Source organism: Micromonospora sp. NBC_00898 (assembly GCF_045207895.1).
Taxonomy (GTDB): domain Bacteria; phylum Actinomycetota; class Actinomycetes; order Mycobacteriales; family Micromonosporaceae; genus Micromonospora.
Genome location: NZ_CP108775.1, coordinates 85,957 through 104,054, shown reverse-complemented (window position 1 = coordinate 104,054; position 18,098 = coordinate 85,957). Strand labels below are relative to the sequence as shown.

Genomic DNA, 18,098 nt, shown 5'->3' with positions numbered 1-18,098 from the left:
CAATTTCGTTGTCGCGGACAGTTGAGGGCATGACCGTCCGCTCCGTTCCGCGCCTCCTGGCGGCCGCCACCGCCCTGCTCACCCTGGCCGGCGTCGTCGCCTGTTCCGATCAGGGCGCGGGCGCCGACCCGGACCGGGTCGACGTGGTGGCCGCCTTCTACCCGCTGCAGTTCCTCGCCGAGCGGATCGGCGGCGACGCGGTCACCGTCACCAACCTGGCCAAGCCCGGCGCCGAGCCGCACGACCTGGAACTGCACCCGCGCCAGGTGGGGCAGGTCGTCGACGCGGAGCTGATCGTCTACCTCTCCGGCTTCCAGCCGGCCGTCGACGAGGCGGTCGAGCAGAACGGCGGCGACCGGGCGTTCGACGTGGCCGGCGTGCAGCCGCTGCGCGACGCGGCGGCCGGCGGCCACGAGCACGAGGGCGAGGCCGGTCACGAGAAGACCGGCGGCAAGGACCCACACCTCTGGCTCGACCCCACCCGGCTGGCCACCGTCGGCGACAAGCTCGCCGAGCGGCTCGGCAGGGCCGACCCGGCCCGGGCCGCCGACTACACCGCGCGGGCCGCGGCCCTCCGCGCCGACCTGACGAAGCTCGACACCGAGTACGCTGACGGGCTGAAGACCTGCCAGCGCCGGGAGATCGTGGTCAGCCACACCGCGTTCGGCTACCTCGCCGAGCGCTACCAGCTCGAACAGGTCGGCATCACCGGCCTCACGCCGGACAGCGAGCCCTCCCCGCAGCGCCTCGCCGAGGTGGCGAAGGAGGCTCGGGAGCACCAGGCCACCACGATCTTCTTCGAGTCCCTGGTCAGCCCGAAGGTCGCCCAGACCGTGGCCCGCGAGGTCGGGGCGACGACCGCCGTGCTCGACCCGATCGAGGGTCCACCCGCCGACGGGGACTACCTGTCGGCGATGCGCGCCAACCTCCAGACCCTGCGAACCGCGTTGGACTGCTCATGAACGCACCTGTGCTCCAGGTCGACCACGCCGCCGTCGGCTACGACGGCCGCCCCGTGCTGCGGGACGTCTCGCTGACCGTCACCGGCGGCGAGGTGGTCGCCGTGCTCGGCGCCAACGGCTCCGGCAAGTCCACGCTGATCCGGGCGGTGCTCGGGCTGGTCCCGCTCAGCTCCGGGTCGGTCACCCTCTTCGGCGCCCCGCAGCGCCGCTTCCGGCAGTGGCACCGGATCGGGTACGTCCCGCAGCGCCTCGGCGCCGGCAGCGGCGTACCGGCCACGGTGGGCGAGGTGGTGTCCTCGGGGCGGCTGGCCCGCCGGGGCGTGCTGCGCCCGGCGGGGCGGGCCGACCGCGCGGCGGTGGCCGCCGCGCTGCGCGCCGTCGGGCTCGCCGACCGGGCCGCTGACCCGGTCGCCACCCTCTCCGGCGGCCAGCAGCAGCGCACCCTGATCGCCCGGGCCCTGGCCGGCGAACCCGAACTGCTGGTCCTAGACGAGCCGACCGCCGGGGTCGACGCGGAGAGCCAGGAGGCGTTCGCCGGGGCGCTGCGCGGCTTCCGCGGCGACGGCGGGACGGTGCTGCTGGTCGCCCACGAGCTGGGCCCGCTGCGACCGTTGATCAGCCGGGCGGTGGTCGTGCACGAGGGTGGCATCTGTCACGACGGCGCGGTGCCGGAGCCGGCCGGGCACCACGCGGAACCCGACCACGACCACGTGCACCCGCACTGTGACGAGGAGCCCGCCGGGCTGTGGAGCATCTGACATGGACCTCTTCCTGCACTACGACTTCATGCTGCGTGCCCTGGTCGGCGCGCTGGTCATCGGGCTGGCCGCGCCGGCGCTCGGGATCTACCTGGTGCAGCGGCGGCTGGCGCTGATCGGCGACGGGATCGGGCACGTGGCGCTCACCGGCGTCGGCGCCGGGCTGCTGCTGAACCGTTCCCCGGTGCTGGTGGCGGTGATCGCGGCGATCCTCGGCGCGGTCGTCATCGAGCTGGTCCGCTCGCGCGGCCGCACCTCCGGCGACCTGGCTCTGGCGCTGCTCTTCTACGGCGGCATCGCCGGCGGCGTGATGCTGGTCGGGCTCTCCGACGCCAGCAGCGCGGCGCTCAACTCCTACCTGTTCGGGTCGCTGACCACCACGTCGCCGGCGGACCTGGCCACGATCCTGGTGCTCGGCGCGACGATCCTGGTGCTCATGCTGGCGCTGCGCCCGGCGCTCTTCGCGGTCTGCCACGACGAGGAGTACGCCCGGGTGTCCGGGCTACCGGTCCGGGCGCTCAATCTGCTGCTGGCGGTCACCACCGCGGTGACCGTGACGATCGCCATGCGGGCGGTCGGCGTGCTGCTGATCAGCGCCCTGATGGTGGTGCCGGTGGCCACCGCTCAGCAGGTCACCCGGGGCTTCCGCAGCACCATGACGGCCGCCATGGCGCTGGGGCTGTTCGCCGCCGGGGCGGGCATCTGGGTGGCCGCCACCGCCGACACCGCGCCGGGCGCCTCGGTGGTGCTGCTGGCCATCGCCTCGTTCCTGGTGGTGGCGCTGGCCGCGGCGGGCTGGCGGGCGCTGCGCCGGCGGACCAGCCCGGCGCCCGCGCCGGCCCCCGAGCCGCACGAGGTGGTGCTCCGGTGAGCCGCCCCCGACCGACCCTGCTGGCATTGGTTACCGTTACGGGATGACGGGCACGAATGGGTACGACGCCTTCGAGGGCGCGGGTGACCTGCTGCGTGCGCTGTCCGCGCCGATCCGGCTGGCCATCGTGACCGAGCTGGCGCAGGGTGAACGGTGCGTGCACGAGCTGGTGGAGAAGCTGGGCGCCCCGCAGCCGCTGGTCTCCCAGCACCTGCGGGTGCTCCGCGGCGCCGGCGTGGTCCGTGGCTCCCGGCGCGGCCGGGAGATCGCGTACGCCCTCGTGGACGAGCACGTCGCACACATCGTGGCGGACGCGGTCAGCCACGCCGGGGAGGGACCGTGACCGAGGGGACGTTGCGGAACACGCGGCAGCGGGCGGCCGTCAGCATGCTGCTGGCCGAGGTGGAGGGCTTCCACAGCGCCCAGGACCTGTACGCGATGCTGCGCCAGCGGGGCGAACGGGTGGGCCTGACCACCGTCTACCGAACGCTGCAGGGGCTCGCCGACGCCGGCGAGATCGACGTGATGCGCCCGCCCGGCGGCGAGCACCTCTACCGGCGGTGCAGCGAGGGACACCACCACCACCTGGTCTGCCGGGCCTGCGGGCGGACGGTGGAGGTGGCCGGGCCGGCGGTGGAGAGCTGGGCGGAGCGGGTCGCCGCCCAGCACGGCTACGCCGAGGTCAGCCACACCCTGGAGATCTTCGGCACCTGCCCGGCCTGCGTCGGCTGAGAATTCTCCCCCGTGCCCCGACGGCCGGGCCGTGGCACGCTGTCCGGCGTGAAGATCTACGCCGACCGTTTTCCCACCGCCCTCCGCCAGCTTCTCACCGACCTCCTCGTCGTCGTCTGGGTCTACGCGGCGATCCGCTTCGCGCTCTGGCTGCACGACCTGGTGCAGAAGCTGGCCGTACCCGGGCAGAAGCTGGAGGGGGCCGGCGGCGGCCTCGCCGACAACCTGGCCGAAGCCGGCGGCAAGGTCGGCCGGGTGCCGCTGGTCGGCGACGAGCTCACCGCCCCCTTCAACCGGGCCGCGGACGCCGCCCGGGCGGTCGCCGAGGCGGGCCGCGACCAGCAGGAACTGGTCGGCCAGCTGGCCCTCGCGCTCAGCATCGCGGTGCTGGTCTTCCCGCTCGGCCTGGTGCTCTTCGGTTGGCTGCCGCTGCGGGTGCGGTGGATGCGCCGGGCCGGCGCGGCGAAGGCCCTCGCGACCGCACCCGCCGGCCGGGACCTGCTGGCGCTGCGGGCCCTCGCCGGTCAGCCGCTCGGCAAGCTGACCCGGATCGCGCCCGACGTGGCCGAGGCGTGGCGCCGGGGTGACGACGCCACCGTCGACGCGCTCGCCGCGCTGGAGCTGCGCAGACTGGGACTGCGGGCCGGCCGATAAGGTGTGGCGGTGCTGGTCTTCCTGATCGTCGTCGCCGTGCTGCTGCTGGCGTACGCGGGCGTCCTGGTGAGCTTCGTCCGCAGGGGTCGCAAGATCCCGCCGCAGGCGTACCTGGTGCTGGCCCTGCTCAACGGACTCATCCTGGCCGCGGTGCTGGCCTGGGCCATCGCCCGCTGACGCCGGCTCCCGGCTCCCGGCTCCCGGCTCCCGGCTCCCGGCTCCCGGCTCCCGGCTCCCGGCTCCCGGCTCCCGGCTCCCGGCAGCATATGCCCGACGAGCGATATGCCTGAGAGGCATATTAATGACTCTCAGGCATATCGCTCGGTGGTGCCTTCGCACCCCGGCGGCGCACGGCGCGACCGGCGACCGGCGGTCGCCGGGAGTCAGCCGGGTCAGTGCACCGGAGGGATACGGCGGCGGACGTCCTCGGCCGTGGACGGGCCGGGGGTCCAACGGGCCACCCAGGGCGCGTCCGCCGGCGGGGTCGCCACGCCCTCCTCCACGGCGGCGTACCGGCCGGCAAGGATCCGCTTCGCCGCCGCCACGTCCACCGCGTCGGTGTTCGACCACAGGCCGGTGAACAGCTCCTCGATCCGCAGCCGCGCCTGCCGGCAGAACAGGTCGGCCAGCTCGACGTTCTCCGGACGGGTGTCCCGCTCGGCGTACGCCCGGACGCAGACCGCGGACATCGCGAACAGCTCCGCGCCGATGTCCACCACCCGGCCGAGGAACGCCTGCTTGCGCTCCATCTTCCCCTGCCAGCGGGACATCGCGTAGAACGTGGATCGGGCCAGCTTGCGGGAGGTCCGCTCGGCGTGCCGCAGGTGGCCGGCGAGCGGGCCGAACTCGGCGTACGCCCCGGGCGCCTGGCCCTTGCCGACGGCGAGGGTGGGCAGCCACTTCGCGTAGAAGACGCCGGCCCGCGCGCCGGCCTTCGCCTTGCGGGCGAGCCCGGCGTCCGGGTCGATGATGTCGCCGGCGACGGAGAGGTGCGCGTCGACCGCCTCGCGGGCGATCAGCAGGTGCATGATCTCGGTGGAGCCCTCGAAGATCCGGTTGATCCGCAGGTCGCGAAGGATCTGCTCGACGGCGGCGGGACGCTCACCCCGGGCGGCGAGGGAGTCGGCGGTCTCGTAGCCGCGGCCGCCCCGGATCTGGATCAGCTCGTCGGCGATCTTCCAGGCCATCTCGCTGGCGTAGAGCTTGACCAGCGCGGCCTCGATCCGGATGTCGTTGCGGTCGTCGTCGGCGAGCAGGCAGCAGAGGTCGAGCATGCTCTCCATGCCGTACGTGGTGGCGGCGATGAAGGCCAGCTTCTTGGCGACCGCCTCGTGCTCGCCGACCGGCCGGCCCCACTGGACCCGGTCGGCGGCCCACTCCCGGGCCACGTTCAGCGACCACTTGCCCGCCCCTACGCACATCGCCGGCAACGACAGCCGGCCGGTGTTCAGCGTGGTAAGGGCGATCTTCAGGCCCTTGCCCTCGCCACCGATCACGTTCTCCCTGGGCACGAAGACGTCGTGGAAGCGGGTGAGGCTGTTCTCCAGGCCGCGCAGGCCGACGAAGGCGTTACGGCGCTCCACCGTGATGCCCTCGCTGTCGCCCTCGACCACGAAGGCGGTGATCCCGCCGCGCCGGCCCTCGGTCGCCGGCACCTGGGCCATCACCACCAGCAGGGTGGCGACCGTGCCGTTGGTGGCCCAGAGCTTCACCCCGTTGAGCCGATACCCCGTGCCGTCGGCCGTGGGCTCGGCGGTGGTGGCCAGCCGGGCCGGGTCGGAGCCGACGTCCGGCTCGGTGAGCAGGAACGCGGAGACCTCACCGGCGGCGAGCCGGGGCAGGAAGCGCTGCTTCTGCTCCGGGGTGCCGAACATCTTCAGCGGCTGCGGCACGCCGATCGACTGGTGCGCCGAGAGCAGCGCGCCGATGGCCGGGCTGATCGAGCCGGCCCGCATCAGCGCCCGGCAGTAGTGCAGGTTGCTCAGCCCGAGCCCGCCGTACTTCCGGTCGATCTTCATGCCGAAGGCGCCGAGCCGGGCCAGGCCGTGGAAGACCTCGTCCGGGATGTACGCCTCCCGCTCGATGGCCGCGCCGTCCACCTCGGCGTCCAGGTACGCCCCGAACGCGCCGAGGAACTCCTCGGCCCGCGCCACGTCGTCCGGGTCGGATTGCGGCCAGGGGTTGACCAGGTCGAGCCGGAACCGGCCGAGGAACAACTCCTTGCCGAAGCTGGGCCGATCCCAGGCCGACTCCCGGGCCGCCTCGGCGACCTGACGGGCCTCCTTCTCGGACACCTGCCCCGCCTCGGCGGGCAGCGGGGCCGCGCCGCCGGCCGCGCCGATCGCGGCGGCGGTGCCGGCCGCCTCGCCCGCCGGCGTCGCGGGAGCGGTGTCCGGGTCGTCGATCGGCGCCACCCGTCCGGTGGGTCCGCCCGCGCCCGGCGTTCCGTCCGGTCGGTTGTTCTGTGTCGTGGTCACGGCTGCCCCCTCGAACCTCGGTCCGGCTGCGTCAACGTGCTCGACGAAAACGACGTTACCCCCGGGTGTTACCCAGGGGTAGCGTTCTTGGCACGTCCGATTTGGCGGGCCGCCCGCGGATCAGTCGCCGGCGAGCACCTGCGGGTCGTCGTCATCGTCGTCGATGCCGTCGTCACCCCAGCTGCGTCGGGCGAACGGCAGGATCACCCAGAAGACCAGGAACCAGACCGCGGTGACCGCGCTGAGCAGGAAGGCGATCGGCCGGCTGAGCACGAAGTCGGTGACCAGCAGGACCGCGCTGACCATGGAGATCAGCATGAAGGCCAGGCCGCCGCCGGCCATCCGGTGGGCGAACCGGACCAGCTCCGGCTTGCGGCCCTGCCGGAACAGCGCCTGGTGGAAGGCCACCGGCGAGATGATCATGGCGGTGGCCGCCGCGGCGGCCAGCAGCGCGACGACGTAGACGTCCTTCTGGAACTCGGTGGTCCGGGTGAAACCGTTGCTGAACGGCAGGGTGAGCAGGAAGGCGAAGAGGATCTGCACCCCGGTCTGCGCCACCCGCAGCTCCTGCAACAGGTCGGCGAAGTTGCGCTGCCAGCGCTGCTTCTCGGTTTCCCTGGACACCGGCTACCTCCGCGAAAACGGTACCGCCGGCGAGGAGCACCCCGTCGGCAGCAGAGCCTTTGCCCCGTCGGGCGTGCCGTGAAACCGCCTCGCGATCACGCGCGCCGGGGCCCGGCCGGGGAACCGCCTCACGCCCCCCGGCGGATCCGACCGGCGTACCGGGCCTCCAGCTCGGCGTTGTGCTCGTCGCCGCCGGTGATGTTGGCCGACAGGTAGACCGGGGGCCGCTCCCCCGCGGCCAGCAGCCGGGCCACCACCTCCGCCACGATTTGCTGGGCCAGCAGCGCGGCCGTGATCGAGGAGACCGCGCCGACCGCGCCGCCGTCGGGCAGCGGCAGGGTGGCGTCGCCGTACGGGGCGCCGTTGTCGAGCACCACGTCGGCGAAGTCGGCGAGCTTGCGCCCCGACGGGTGGCGGGACGTCATCCGTCCCGAGTGCGCGGCCGAGGTGATCGCCACCAGGGCGTGCCCCCGCTCCTTGACCAGGGACGCGAACTCCACCATGGCCCCGTTCACGCCCGAGTTGGAGGCGAGCACGAAGACGTCCTGCGGGCGTACCGGGGCCAGCTCGTAGAGCCGGTGCGCCACGGCCGGGTCGCGTTCCAGCTTCGGGCCGAGGACGTCGGCCGGCTCCTCGCCGTAGAGGACCAGGTCGCGCAGCGCGATCCGGTTGGTGGGCACCAGCCCACCGGCCCGGCCGGCGATCTCCATCGCCAGGGCCTCGGAGTGGCCGGTGCCGAACGCGTGCACCACCCCGTCGGCGCGCAACGCCTCGGCGATCAGGTCGGCGGCCCGACCCACCCCCTCGCGCTGACCGGCGGCCACCCGACCCATCGTCTCGGTCACCACCGCCAGGTACGCCTCGGCGCTCACCGTCATGCTTCCTCCGTCCGTCGGTTGCGGGCCAGCCACTCCACCGCGAAGTCGACCGCCGCCCGCTGCCTCATCAACCGGCCCGTCCCGTCGCCGACCGGCCCCAGCCGTACCGCGCCGGTGGCCTCGAAGTCGGCGCCGAGCCGGGCGAAGTCGCTCTCGTCCAGGTCCACGTCGTCCCACCACACCCACTCCCGGCCGTCGTCGCCGGTGCGCACGGCGGCCCCCACCCGCGCCCTCGGCGCCGCCGGCCAGCGGTACTCGGCCAGGTGCAGGGAGGTGTTCGAGCCGTGGTCGACGCCGAGCAGCAGCACGTCGGCGTCGAGGTCGTGGAGCCGGGCCAGCGGGGAGCCCTCGCCCAGCATGTCGGTCAGGGTGTGGTCGGCGACGATCCGTCCGGCGGCCGGGCCGAGCGCGGCGAAGGAGACCTGCGGGTGGTCGCTGCGCAGCGCGCCCGGCCAGGTGCGCACCTGCTCCGCGAGCGTGCCCATGAACCGGCTCGGCGTCAGCGCCGGGTCGAAGCCGGGCAGCTCCGCCCGGATCACCGGCCACCAGTCCTGCGGCACGGGCGGGTTGTTCCAGCCGGCCGGGTCGCTGTTCTCCGGGGTGTGGGTGGGCACGACGACCGTCCCGTCCGGGCCCAGCACGTCCCGCAGGGCCCGCACGATCGCCTCCGGGCCGCCGCAGACGAAGCCGAGGGGGCGCAGCGCCGCGTGCACCAGGAGCACACCGCCGGGGCGTACGCCGAGTTCGTGGAACTGCGCGGCGAGCGACGCGCGGGTGTGCGGCCGGGCCGGCGCGGGCGTCGCGATCACGCGGCGGCCCGGGCGAGGATCGCCTCGGCGAGCGGGCCGGGCGCCTCGTCGGGGATCCAGTGGGTGACGCCGGCGAGTTCGACGAAGCGGTAGTCGCCGGTGACGTGGGTCGCGCAGGCCTCGGCGGCGGTCCGGCCGATCGCGATGTCCCGGTCGCTCCAGACGAAGGTGGTCGGCACGGCCACCGGGCCGACGGCCTTCATGTCGGCCCCCGACATAGCCCGGTACCAGTTCAGCGCGACGGTCAGCGCGCCCGGCTCGCGCATCGGGTCGGCGTAGCGGGCCACCCGCGCCGCGTCGCCCACCCCGCCGAGCAGCTTGCGCAGCGCGGCGGCGTTCAGGGCGAGCAGCACCTTCTCGGCCTTGCCGGGCTTGCGGAACAGCGCGATGTAGGACGACCGGGCCTTCTGCCGCGGGTCGGTGGCGAGCGCGTGCCCCATCGCGGCCGGGTGCGGCACCGAGACCGCGGTGAGGGTGCGTACCCGCTCCGGGTGCACGGCGGCGAGACCCCACGCCACGATCGACCCCCAGTCGTGCCCCACCACGTGTGCGGACGCCACCCCCAGCGCGTCGAGCACCGCCGCCGCGTCGGCCACCAGCTCCGGGATCCGGTACGCCTCGACCGCCGCCGGCCGCGCGCCCGGTGCGTAACCCCGCTGGTCCAGCGCGTACGTCCGCAGCCCGGCGGCGTGCAGCGCGGGCACCACGTCGTCCCACTCGCCGCCGTGCTGCGGGAACCCGTGCAGCAGCAGGACGGGTACGCCGCCCTCGGGACCGCCGGTGCGTACCTCGAACGTCATACCTCGCGCGTCGACCCGCATGATCGTCACCCTACCCAGCGGGCCGGGCGGCGGCCGGAGGCGCGACCGCCCTGCTGGGCCGACACCCCCGGTCGGTGCTAGCGTCTGCCGAGACAACTTCACATCCGACAGGGGAGCGCACAGCGCTGAGAGTGCGGGCACCGCCCGCAGACCCTCGAACCTGATCTGGGTAATGCCAGCGCAGGGAGTTCGGTCGACCTCCAGCCGCGCCGCCGTCCGGTGACACCGGGCGCGGCGTGCGTCTTCTCCTGGTTCGTTTCACTGGACTGGGAGCAACCATGGACAACACCGCCAACCGGTGGCGCACCATCGACATCGTCATCGCCTCGGTGCTCGGGGTGGCCTTCGGCGTCATCTTCTGGGCCTGGGGCCTGCTGTGGAACGGGCCGGCGGACGCCATCCCGCTGCCCGGCCGGGCCGTCCTGTACGGCGTCTGGCTGGTGCCGGCCGTGCTCGGCGCGCTGATCATCCGCAAGCCCGGCGCCGCGTTCTTCACGCTCACCTTCGCCGCCCTGGTCTCCGTGGCGCTCGGCAGCAGCTGGGGCTGGACGCTGGTCGTGCAGGGCCCGCTGGAGGCGGCGGCGGCCGAACTCGCCTTCGCGGCCTTCGGGTACCGCAACTACCGGCTGCCGGTGGCGCTGCTCGGGGCCACCCTCGCCGGGCTCGCCGCCTCGATCTACGACGTCTTCGTCTGGTACCCGGACACCGCCTGGGGCAGCTTCCGCCTCCCCTACATCCTGATCACCGCCGTCAGTTCCCTGATCGTGGCCGGCCTCGGCAGCATCGCCCTCACCCGCGCCCTCGCCACCACCGGCGTCCTCGACCGCTTCCCCGCCGGCCGCGAACGCGCCGCCGTCTGACCGCCACCCGCCACCCGGAGTCCGCGTTGATCATGAAGTTGTTGTCCTCCGGCGCGGCGTGTCGCGACGACAACTTCATGATCACCGGACCGGAGGGGGTGGGGCGCGGGTGAGTGCGGTGGAGCTGCGGGGGTTCGGGTGGCGGCACGCCGGGCGGAAGGCGTGGGCGGTGCGGGGGGTCGATCTCCGGGTCGAGGCCGGGGAGCGGGTGCTGCTGCTCGGGCCGTCCGGGGCGGGGAAGAGCACGCTGCTGGGCGCGCTGGCCGGGCTGCTGGCGGAGGACTCCGGTGAGCAGGAGGGCACCGTCGAGGTCGACGGGCTCGACCCGCGCAAGGCCCGGGAACGCGTCGGCATCGTCTTCCAGGACCCGGAAACCCAGCTGGTGATGGCCCGCTGCGGCGACGACGTCGCGTTCGGGCTGGAGAACCGCGGCGTACCGGCCGACGAGATCTGGCCCCGGGTGGACGAGGCGCTGCGCCGGGTCGGCTTCCCCTACCACCGGGACCGGCCCACCGCCGCGCTCTCCGGCGGCGAGCAGCAGCGGCTCGCCCTGGCCGGGGCGCTGGCCCTGCGGCCCACGCTGCTGCTGCTCGACGAGCCCACCGCCAACCTCGACCCGGCCGGCGGGGCGCTGGTCCGCCGGGCCGTCGCGGCCGCCCTCGACGCCGACACCACGCTGATCCTGGTCGAGCACCGGGTCGCCGAGGCGCTGCCGCTGGTCGACCGGGTGGTCGTCCTCGAACCCGGCGGCGGGGTCCGCGCCGACGGACCGCCCGCCGCGGTCTTCGCCGCGCACGGCGACGCGCTCGCCGCCGAGGGCGTCTGGGTGCCGGGTCGGACCGTGCCGCCCCGGCACGCGACCGCGCCGGCCGGCGAGCCGCTGATCACCGCCGACCGGCTCGGCCTGCCACCCCGGCTGGCCCCCGCCGACCTTTCCGTACGGGCCGGCGAGGCGCTCGCCGTGCTCGGCCCCAACGGCGCCGGCAAGTCCACCCTGGCCCTGCTCCTCGGCGGCCTGCTCCGCCCCGGCACCGGCACGGCCACCGCCACCGCCGCCCTCACCGGTCGGGACGCGGGCACTCCCCCGCACCGCTGGCGGGCACCCGCCCTGGCCGGGCGGATCGGCTCCGTCTTCCAGGACCCGGAGCACCAGTTCGTCACCGGCACCGTCTTCGACGAGCTGGCGCTCGGCCCCCGCCGGACCGGCCAGCCCGAAGCCGCCGTCAAGGCCACCGTGGACACGCTGCTGGAGCGGCTCCGGCTGGCGAAGCTGGCCCGCGCCAACCCGTACACCCTCTCGGGTGGCGAGGCACGGCGGCTGAGCGTGGCGACGGCCCTCGCCACCGCGCCCCGCCTGCTCATCTGCGACGAACCCACCTTCGGCCAGGACCGGCGGACCTGGCGGGAACTGGTCGACCTCTTCGCCGAGCTGCGCGACGCCGGGCACGGCGTCGTCACCGTCACCCACGACCCGGACTTCGTCGCCGCACTGGCGGACCGCACCGTCACCCTGGAACGCCGATGACGACCGGCGCCGCACCCAACACCAGCCCCGACCGCACCGTCACCCTGGAGCACCCGGCATGATCGTCATCGAGCCGGTCGCCGCGCCCGGGGCGCCGCTGGCCCGGCGCAATCCGGTGGCGAAGCTGGCCGCCGCGCTGGTCTTCTCGGTCGTCCTGATCGCCACCCTGGACCCGGTGGCCCCGGCGATCGCCATCGCGATCGAGCTGGCCGTGCTGCCGCTGTTCGGCGTGCGTTACCGGGTGCTGGCCCGGCGGGCCTGGCCGCTGCTGGCCGGCGCCGCCGGCATCGTGGTCACGCTGGTGCTGTTCGCCGCGGACCGGTCGGGCCGGGTGCTGGTCGAGGCCGGGCCGGTGACGGTGACGTCCGGGGTGCTGCTGACCGCGCTCGGGCTGGTGCTGCGGATGCTCGCGGTGGCGCTGCCCGGCGTGATCGTCTTCGCCACCACCGACCCGACCGACCTGGCCGACGCGCTGATTCAGAACGCGAAGGCGCCAGCCCGGTTCGCCATCGGCGCGCTGGCCGCGTTCCGGCTGGTGCCCCTGCTCGGCCAGGAGTGGCAGATGATCAGCATGGCCCGGCGGGCCCGGGGCGTGGACGCCGGCCGCAACCCGCTGGCCCAACTGCGGCTCTTCGTCTCGACCGCGTTTGCGCTGCTGGTCGGGGCGATCCGCCGGGGCACCCGGCTCGCCGTGGCGATGGACGCCCGCGGCTTCGACGCCGGCACCCCGCGCACCGTCGCCCGCCGGCAGCGCTTCACCACGGCGGACGGGCTGCTGATCGCCGGGGCGGCGGTGCTGGCCGGCGGCGCGCTCGCGGCCAGCATCCTGCTCGGCACCTTCCGCCCCCTGCTCGGCTGACGACCCCGGGAGCCGTCCTTCACCGCCGGAGCTGCGCCACGCCGGCCTGGTACGCCAGCACGACCGCCTGCACCCGGTCCCGCACCCCCAGCTTCGCGAAGATGCGGTTGACGTGCGTCTTCACGGTCGCCTCGCCGACGAAGAGCTGGCCGGCTATCTCGCGGTTGGACAGGCCGAGGGCCATCATCCGCAGCACCTCGCTCTCCCGGAGAGTCAGGTCCGCCAGGCCGGGGCTGCTGGCGACCGGCGCCGTCGCGGTGTAGTGGTCGATCAGCCGACGGGTGATCGACGGGGAGAGCAGGGCGTCGCCGCGGGCGGCCGTCCGCAGGGCCTCGGCCAGATCCTTCGGCGGGGTGGTCTTGAGCATGAATCCGGACGCGCCGGCGCGCAGCGCCCGGTAGACGTACTCGTCGAGGTCGAAGGTGGTCAGCATGATGATCCGCACGTCGGCGCGCGCGGCCAGGATGCGCTCGGTCGCGGCGATCCCGTCGCGCCGCGGCATGTGGATGTCCATCAGCACGACGTCGGGCTGGAACCGGGCAGCGAGCAGCACGGCATCCTCGCCGTCGGCGGCGTCGGCGACCACCTCGATGTCGGGCTGCGCACCGAGGATCATCCGCAGCCCGCCACGGACCAGCGCCTCGTCGTCGGCGATGAGGACCCGGATCACGTCGTGGTCCCGGTCGTGGAGAGCGCGGAAGCCGACGCCTCGGGATCGAAGGGCAGTTCGACCCGCACCTCGAAGCCGCCGTCCACGCGGGGGCCGGCGGTGACCGTGCCGCCGAACAACTCCGCCCGTTCCCGGATCCCGGTCAGTCCGTGACCGGTGCCGTTGCTTCGGCGGCCGGGGCCCGGTCCGTCGTCGACGACGTGCAACCGCAGGGCGTTACCGCCCACGTCGACGGAGACGTCGACGGTCGACCCCGGCGCGTGCCGGGCGGCGTTCGTCAGCGCCTCCTGCAGGATGCGGTAACCGCTGACGTCGGCGGCCACCGGGACCGTCGTGAGGTCGCCCGTGACGCGCACGTCGACCCGGCCGCCGGCGATGCGTACCGCGGCGGTCAACGGGTCGATCCGCCGCAACGACGGGAGCCCTTCCGGGGCGGCCTCCGCGCCGCGGAGGATGACGAGCAGCCGGCGCAACTCGGTGACCACCTCGCGCCCGACGTCCTGCACGGCCTCGAGCGATTCGCGGGCCTGGTCGGCGTCCGAGTCGAGCACGGCCTGCGCCGCGCCGGCCTGCAGCACCATCACCGAGACGCCGTGGGAGACGATGTCGTGCAGCTCCCGGGCCACCCGCAGCCGCTCGTCGGTCCGGGCGGCGGCTTCCCGCTCGGCCGCGAGCGCGACCAGCCGGGCGGCCTGCGCCCGACGCATCCGCACGGCGTAGCCGGGGCCCAGCACGGCGAGGCCGACGAAGAGGATGAACATCCAGTCGGAGTCGCCCGCGGCGAGGTTCTCGATCCCGAGCGAGCCGAAGTAGCTGACCGCGGCGACCGCGGGCGCGGCGCGCCCACCGACGGCGATACCTGCGAAGCAGGCGGCGACCAACGCGAGCAGCGGCACGACCGGCCACTCCGGAAGCACGGGCGTGAAGCTCTGCGCGGTGAAGCAGGCGCCGGCGAGGACGGCTGCCGCCCGTGGGTACGCCGTGCAGCCCGCCACCGCGAGGCCGTAGCCGACCAGCAGCACGGTGAGCACGGCGAGCCAACCGCCGGGCAGCGCGGCGATGTCCGGCCCCTCGCCTTCGACGTAGCCCGCCAGCGGGACGTACAGCTCGGCCAGGCCGAACGCGAACAGCGCGACACCTGCGACGGCGACGGCGACACGGCGCCAGCGGGACCGGACGTCGAGGGCGGCTGACATGGTGGGAAGGGTATCGGCGGAGCCGGTGGCCCGGCGTCCACCCACGGGTGTAGAAGGGCCGGCCGGGACTCCACCAGCGGATCAACTTCGCGGCGGACGACCCGCCCGGACCCGGCTCCTAGCGTCCATCACACAGCTTCGAGAGGGAGATTCTGATGGATGACAGGACCGGATCGCGGTACGGCCGGCGGCTCACGGCGATCGCCCTGACCGCGGGCGGCGTGCTGTACGGCGTCGCGAACGCCTTCTACTGGGTGATGTTCCCGGACGACGTGTCCGAGACCGCCGGCAACGTGGCAATGGCCGCCGGGAACCTCGGGGCCTGGCGGGCGGAGACCATCCTGTTCGCACTGGCGCATCTGCTGCTGCTGCCGGCGATGGCCGGACTGGCCGCCGCCCTCGGCCGGCGCAAGCCGCTCGTCGCCGCCATCGGTGGCACCGTCACTCTGCTCGGCCTCTACTTCTCCACCGTCCACCTCTGGCATTACAACGCCTTCTTCGGTGCCCTCGCCGGTGCCAACGTCGACGCGGACGCCGCCCGGCCGGTCGTCAACGCCCTCGACAACGATCCGTTCGTGATGGCGTCGTTCGCCGTGTGGCTGCTGGGCTGGCTGATCGGGCTCCTCGTGCTGGCCTTCGGCGCCTGGCGCGCCGGCCTGGTGTCGCTGTGGGTGCCGCTCGTCCTCACCGGCGGGCAGGTGCTCGACTTCGTCACCGAGGGCGCCCCGCTCAAGATCGCGGTCAGCGTGCTGATGGTGGCCGGGTTGTTCGGCCTGGCCCGCGGTGTCGACCGCCGTCGCCCCGCCGACTCCCCCGGTGAGGCGAAGGCCGCGGTGGCCGCACACCCCTGAACCGGGGGTGGGGGGACGTGGGCGGGGTTGCGCCAGCATCGCGCGGCCCCGCCCACGTGCGTCCCGTCCCGGCCATGTGACGGGCCGGGACCCTCGGCCCGCCGCCGGCCGCCGTGCCGGTCAGCTGCGGCGGAAGGCGTACCGGCGGGTCTGGCCGGCGCGCTGGCTGCGCCCGGCGAACCGGGCGTCCCGACCGGCCGGCGGGCCGGCCTTCGGCGGTGGCGGGGTCTCCGCCTGCGTCGACGCCGGCAGGGCGACCGGCGCGGCCGGCGCCACCGCGGGCATGTCGACGTCGGGCAGGGCCACGTCCACCAGGGACGGCCCGGAGGACGGCTTGCGGGACTTCTTCGGATTGCGTTTGGCGGGCATACGCTGCCTCCTGACTAGCGGGGCGCGGGTGGCGCGGCGAGCGGGGAACGGGGCTGCCCCGGCGGGCCCGACCACGGAGGACGCCGCGACGACGGCGGCGGGTGGCATGCGGACGCCCGGAGCAGCGGCCCGCGGCGACGGCGGCGGGCCAGCTTCCGAGAGAGGGCGTCAGTTACGCATACCCGCAGGCTATCCGACGGCCCGGACGACCCGCAGCCGAATTACTGGCACGATCGGCGACATGCTGATCGCGTTCTCGATCACCCCGCTCGGCGTGGGTGAATCCGTCGGTGACCTGGTCGCCGAGGCCGTCCGGGTGGTCCGCGACTCCGGGCTGCCGAACCGGACCGACGCCATGTTCACCACCGTGGAGGGTGAGTGGGACGAGGTGATGGCGGTGGTGAAGCGGGCCGTCGACACCGTCGCCGCCCGGGCGCCCCGGGTCAGCCTGGTGCTCAAGGCGGACGTCCGGCCCGGGGTGACCGACGCGATGCACGCGAAGGTCGCCCACGTCGAGGCCCGCCTGGCCGAGGGCTGACCGCCGGACCGGCGCCACCGAGCCCGCCCCGACTGCCGGCTGTCCGCACCTGCCACCCCGCCACCCGGACGGCCGCCGGCCGGCCGGCGGCGTGACGCCGCGCTGACGGTCCGCTCACCCGGCGTCGATGAGCCGGCCCGAACCGCCGCCGAGCGCGATACGGTCGCAGGACGGGCAGCCGACGAGAGGTGGCGGTACGGATGGCACAGCAGGCGACCGCGCAGATCGGCGTGACCGGTCTGGCGGTGATGGGCCGCAACCTGGCCCGGAACCTGGCCCGCAACGGCTTCACCGTCGCGGTGCACAACCGCTCGCCGGAACGCACCCGCAGCCTGGTCGCCGAGCACGGCGACGAGGGGGCCTTCGTGCCGTCGGAGTCCATGACGGATTTCGTCGCCTCGCTGGAGCGACCCCGCGCGGTGATCGTCATGGTGAAGGCGGGCGTCCCGACCGACGCGGTGATCGACGAACTGGTTCCCCTGCTGGATGAGGGGGACATCGTGGTCGACTGCGGCAACGCGCACTTCGCCGACACCCGCCGCCGGGAGGAGGCGCTGCGCGGGCACGGCCTGCACTTCGTCGGCACCGGCGTGTCCGGCGGCGAGGAGGGGGCGCTGCTCGGCCCGAGCATCATGCCGGGCGGTTCGGCGGAGTCCTATCAGAAGCTCGGCCCGATGTTCGAGAAGATCGCCGCGCAGGTCGAGGGGACCCCGTGCTGCCGGCACATCGGCCCGGACGGCGCCGGCCACTTCGTGAAGATGGTCCACAACGGCATCGAGTACGCGGACATGCAGCTCATCGCCGAGGCGTACGACCTGCTGCGGGCCGGGTTGGCGGCGAGCCCGGCGGAGATCGCGGAGATCTTCCGGGAGTGGAACGGCGGCGAGCTGGAGTCGTTCCTGATCGAGATCACCGCGGACGTGCTGGCGCACGCCGACGCCGCGACCGGCAAGCCGTTCGTCGACGTGGTGCTCGACCAGGCGGAGCAGAAGGGCACCGGCCGCTGGACCGTGCAGAGCGCCCTCGACCTGGGCATCCCGATCACCGGCATCGCCGAGGCGACCTTCGCCCGGTCGCTGTCCGGCCACGCCGACCAGCGCGAGGCCGCCCGCCGCGCCTTCGCCGACGCGGGCGAGAAGTGGCAGGTCGACGACCGGAAGACGTTCGTCGAGGACGTGCGGCGCGCGCTGCTGGCCAGCAAGATCGTCGCGTACGCGCAGGGCTTCGACCACATCCGGGCCGGCAGCCGGGAGTACGACTGGGACATCGACCTGGGCGGCACCGCCACCATCTGGCGGGGCGGCTGCATCATCCGGGCCCGCTTCCTGGACCGGATTCGGGAGGCGTACGACGCCGAGCCGGAGCTGTCGACGCTGCTGGTGGCGCCGTGGTTCGCCGACCGGGTGCGCGACGGGGTGCCGGGCTGGCGGCGGGTGGTGGCCGACGCGGCCCGGGCGGGCGTGCCGACCCCGGCGTTCTCGTCGTCGCTGGCCTACTTCGACGCGCTGCGGGCGGAGCGGCTGCCGGCGGCGCTGATCCAGGGGCTGCGGGACAACTTCGGCGCGCACACCTACCACCGGGTGGACCGCGAGGGCACCTTCCACACCGTCTGGGCCGGCGACCGCTCCGAAGTGGGGGCCTGAG

General features: G+C 74.3%; 21 protein-coding genes and 1 riboswitch. Of the genes, 13 read left to right on the top strand and 8 right to left on the bottom strand.

The window, feature by feature from the left end; genetic code table 11:
* Positions 1-29: 29 nt before the first annotated feature.
* The 7 genes from OG799_RS00515 to OG799_RS00485 are packed head-to-tail and all read left to right on the top strand — an operon-like array spanning position 30 to position 4,154.
* Positions 30-962 (top strand): metal ABC transporter substrate-binding protein, encoded by a 933-nt coding sequence (locus OG799_RS00515; protein ID WP_406041943.1) that lies wholly within the window; start codon positions 30-32, stop codon positions 960-962.
* Positions 959-1,720 (top strand): metal ABC transporter ATP-binding protein, encoded by a 762-nt coding sequence (locus tag OG799_RS00510; protein WP_406041941.1) that lies wholly within the window; start codon positions 959-961, stop codon positions 1,718-1,720. Before OG799_RS00515 ends, OG799_RS00510 begins: the two co-directional genes overlap by 4 nt.
* A gap of 1 nt (position 1,721) precedes the next feature.
* On the top strand, positions 1,722-2,591 hold the full coding sequence (locus OG799_RS00505; RefSeq protein WP_406041939.1) for a metal ABC transporter permease: 870 nt from the start codon (positions 1,722-1,724) through the stop codon (positions 2,589-2,591).
* Positions 2,592-2,634: 43 nt separating this feature from the next.
* Positions 2,635-2,934 carry a metalloregulator ArsR/SmtB family transcription factor gene (locus OG799_RS00500; RefSeq protein ID WP_109803252.1) on the top strand — a complete coding sequence of 100 codons (300 nt, stop codon included), beginning with the start codon at positions 2,635-2,637 and terminating at the stop codon, positions 2,932-2,934.
* The gene (locus OG799_RS00495) at positions 2,931-3,323 is read left to right on the top strand and encodes a Fur family transcriptional regulator (RefSeq protein ID WP_406041937.1); all 393 of its coding nucleotides are present in this window, start codon (positions 2,931-2,933) and stop codon (positions 3,321-3,323) included. Before OG799_RS00500 ends, OG799_RS00495 begins: the two co-directional genes overlap by 4 nt.
* 48 nt (positions 3,324-3,371) lie before the next feature.
* Positions 3,372-3,977 carry a hypothetical protein gene (locus tag OG799_RS00490; RefSeq protein ID WP_406041935.1) on the top strand — a complete coding sequence of 202 codons (606 nt, stop codon included), beginning with the start codon at positions 3,372-3,374 and terminating at the stop codon, positions 3,975-3,977.
* Between the two features lie 9 nt (positions 3,978-3,986).
* On the top strand, positions 3,987-4,154 hold the full coding sequence (locus tag OG799_RS00485) for a hypothetical protein (protein WP_406041933.1): 168 nt from the start codon (positions 3,987-3,989) through the stop codon (positions 4,152-4,154).
* Positions 4,155-4,369: 215 nt separating this feature from the next.
* On the opposite strand, the gene OG799_RS00480 is transcribed toward OG799_RS00485, so the two are convergent.
* From OG799_RS00480 to OG799_RS00460, 5 genes are all read right to left on the bottom strand, one after another.
* A complete protein-coding gene (locus OG799_RS00480; protein ID WP_406046163.1) occupies positions 4,370-6,319 on the bottom strand; it encodes an acyl-CoA dehydrogenase family protein in 1,950 nt (649 codons plus the stop codon).
* A 255-nt stretch (positions 6,320-6,574) separates the two neighbouring features.
* Entirely contained in the window at positions 6,575-7,078 is a 504-nt protein-coding gene (locus OG799_RS00475; RefSeq protein WP_406041931.1) for a DUF6328 family protein, read from the bottom strand.
* 128 nt (positions 7,079-7,206) lie between these two features.
* Positions 7,207-7,956: a sugar isomerase domain-containing protein gene (locus OG799_RS00470; RefSeq protein WP_406041929.1), complete on the bottom strand. Its 750-nt coding sequence runs from the start codon at positions 7,954-7,956 to the stop codon at positions 7,207-7,209.
* Complete coding sequence (locus tag OG799_RS00465) at positions 7,953-8,765, bottom strand: aminoglycoside N(3)-acetyltransferase (RefSeq protein ID WP_406041927.1); 813 nt, start codon at positions 8,763-8,765, stop codon at positions 7,953-7,955. Before OG799_RS00465 ends, OG799_RS00470 begins: the two co-directional genes overlap by 4 nt.
* The gene (locus OG799_RS00460; protein WP_406041925.1) at positions 8,762-9,586 is read right to left on the bottom strand and encodes an alpha/beta fold hydrolase; all 825 of its coding nucleotides are present in this window, start codon (positions 9,584-9,586) and stop codon (positions 8,762-8,764) included. The genes OG799_RS00465 and OG799_RS00460 overlap by 4 nt, the downstream gene beginning before the upstream one ends.
* Before the next feature lie 99 nt (positions 9,587-9,685).
* A riboswitch (TPP riboswitch) is annotated at positions 9,686-9,791 on the top strand.
* A 73-nt stretch (positions 9,792-9,864) separates the two neighbouring features.
* Between OG799_RS00460 and OG799_RS00455 the strand changes: the two genes are divergently transcribed.
* From OG799_RS00455 to OG799_RS00445, 3 genes are all read left to right on the top strand, one after another.
* The gene (locus tag OG799_RS00455) at positions 9,865-10,446 is read left to right on the top strand and encodes an ECF transporter S component (RefSeq protein ID WP_406041923.1); all 582 of its coding nucleotides are present in this window, start codon (positions 9,865-9,867) and stop codon (positions 10,444-10,446) included.
* 109 nt (positions 10,447-10,555) lie between these two features.
* Positions 10,556-11,971 (top strand): ABC transporter ATP-binding protein, encoded by a 1,416-nt coding sequence (locus OG799_RS00450; RefSeq protein WP_406041921.1) that lies wholly within the window; start codon positions 10,556-10,558, stop codon positions 11,969-11,971.
* 58 nt (positions 11,972-12,029) lie between these two features.
* Entirely contained in the window at positions 12,030-12,830 is an 801-nt protein-coding gene (locus OG799_RS00445) for an energy-coupling factor transporter transmembrane component T family protein (RefSeq protein ID WP_406041919.1), read from the top strand.
* Between the two features lie 19 nt (positions 12,831-12,849).
* On the opposite strand, the gene OG799_RS00440 is transcribed toward OG799_RS00445, so the two are convergent.
* Both OG799_RS00440 and OG799_RS00435 read right to left on the bottom strand, forming a co-directional pair.
* Positions 12,850-13,500, bottom strand: a complete 651-nt coding sequence (locus OG799_RS00440) for a response regulator (RefSeq protein ID WP_406041917.1) — start codon at positions 13,498-13,500, stop codon at positions 12,850-12,852.
* On the bottom strand, positions 13,497-14,696 hold the full coding sequence (locus OG799_RS00435) for a sensor histidine kinase (protein WP_406041915.1): 1,200 nt from the start codon (positions 14,694-14,696) through the stop codon (positions 13,497-13,499). Before OG799_RS00435 ends, OG799_RS00440 begins: the two co-directional genes overlap by 4 nt.
* Before the next feature lie 155 nt (positions 14,697-14,851).
* Here OG799_RS00435 and OG799_RS00430 point away from each other — a divergent pair, with 155 nt between their 5' ends.
* Positions 14,852-15,547, top strand: coding sequence for a hypothetical protein (locus OG799_RS00430; RefSeq protein WP_406041913.1), 696 nt, complete (start codon positions 14,852-14,854; stop codon positions 15,545-15,547).
* 120 nt (positions 15,548-15,667) lie between these two features.
* Here OG799_RS00430 and OG799_RS00425 read toward each other — a convergent pair whose 3' ends face one another.
* Positions 15,668-15,916, bottom strand: coding sequence for a hypothetical protein (locus OG799_RS00425; RefSeq protein WP_406041911.1), 249 nt, complete (start codon positions 15,914-15,916; stop codon positions 15,668-15,670).
* A 241-nt stretch (positions 15,917-16,157) separates the two neighbouring features.
* Between OG799_RS00425 and OG799_RS00420 the strand changes: the two genes are divergently transcribed.
* Together OG799_RS00420 and gndA are read left to right on the top strand one after the other, a co-directional pair.
* Entirely contained in the window at positions 16,158-16,454 is a 297-nt protein-coding gene (locus OG799_RS00420) for an MTH1187 family thiamine-binding protein (RefSeq protein ID WP_406041909.1), read from the top strand.
* A 200-nt stretch (positions 16,455-16,654) separates the two neighbouring features.
* Positions 16,655-18,097, top strand: a complete 1,443-nt coding sequence (gene gndA, locus OG799_RS00415) for an NADP-dependent phosphogluconate dehydrogenase (RefSeq protein ID WP_406041907.1) — start codon at positions 16,655-16,657, stop codon at positions 18,095-18,097.
* Position 18,098: the final 1 nt, after the last annotated feature.

Coding starts and splice junctions, on each gene's coding strand:
- OG799_RS00515 (WP_406041943.1), top strand. CDS start 30: ATGACCGTCCGCTCCGTTCCGCGCCTCCTGGCGGCCGCCACCGCCCTG.
- OG799_RS00510 (WP_406041941.1), top strand. CDS start 959: ATGAACGCACCTGTGCTCCAGGTCGACCACGCCGCCGTCGGCTACGAC.
- OG799_RS00505 (WP_406041939.1), top strand. CDS start 1,722: ATGGACCTCTTCCTGCACTACGACTTCATGCTGCGTGCCCTGGTCGGC.
- OG799_RS00500 (WP_109803252.1), top strand. CDS start 2,635: ATGACGGGCACGAATGGGTACGACGCCTTCGAGGGCGCGGGTGACCTG.
- OG799_RS00470 (WP_406041929.1), bottom strand. CDS start 7,956: ATGACGGTGAGCGCCGAGGCGTACCTGGCGGTGGTGACCGAGACGATG.
- OG799_RS00460 (WP_406041925.1), bottom strand. CDS start 9,586: ATGCGGGTCGACGCGCGAGGTATGACGTTCGAGGTACGCACCGGCGGT.
- OG799_RS00455 (WP_406041923.1), top strand. CDS start 9,865: ATGGACAACACCGCCAACCGGTGGCGCACCATCGACATCGTCATCGCC.
- OG799_RS00445 (WP_406041919.1), top strand. CDS start 12,030: ATGATCGTCATCGAGCCGGTCGCCGCGCCCGGGGCGCCGCTGGCCCGG.
- OG799_RS00435 (WP_406041915.1), bottom strand. CDS start 14,696: ATGTCAGCCGCCCTCGACGTCCGGTCCCGCTGGCGCCGTGTCGCCGTC.
- OG799_RS00430 (WP_406041913.1), top strand. CDS start 14,852: ATGGATGACAGGACCGGATCGCGGTACGGCCGGCGGCTCACGGCGATC.
- OG799_RS00425 (WP_406041911.1), bottom strand. CDS start 15,916: ATGCCCGCCAAACGCAATCCGAAGAAGTCCCGCAAGCCGTCCTCCGGG.
- OG799_RS00420 (WP_406041909.1), top strand. CDS start 16,158: ATGCTGATCGCGTTCTCGATCACCCCGCTCGGCGTGGGTGAATCCGTC.
- gndA (WP_406041907.1), top strand. CDS start 16,655: ATGGCACAGCAGGCGACCGCGCAGATCGGCGTGACCGGTCTGGCGGTG.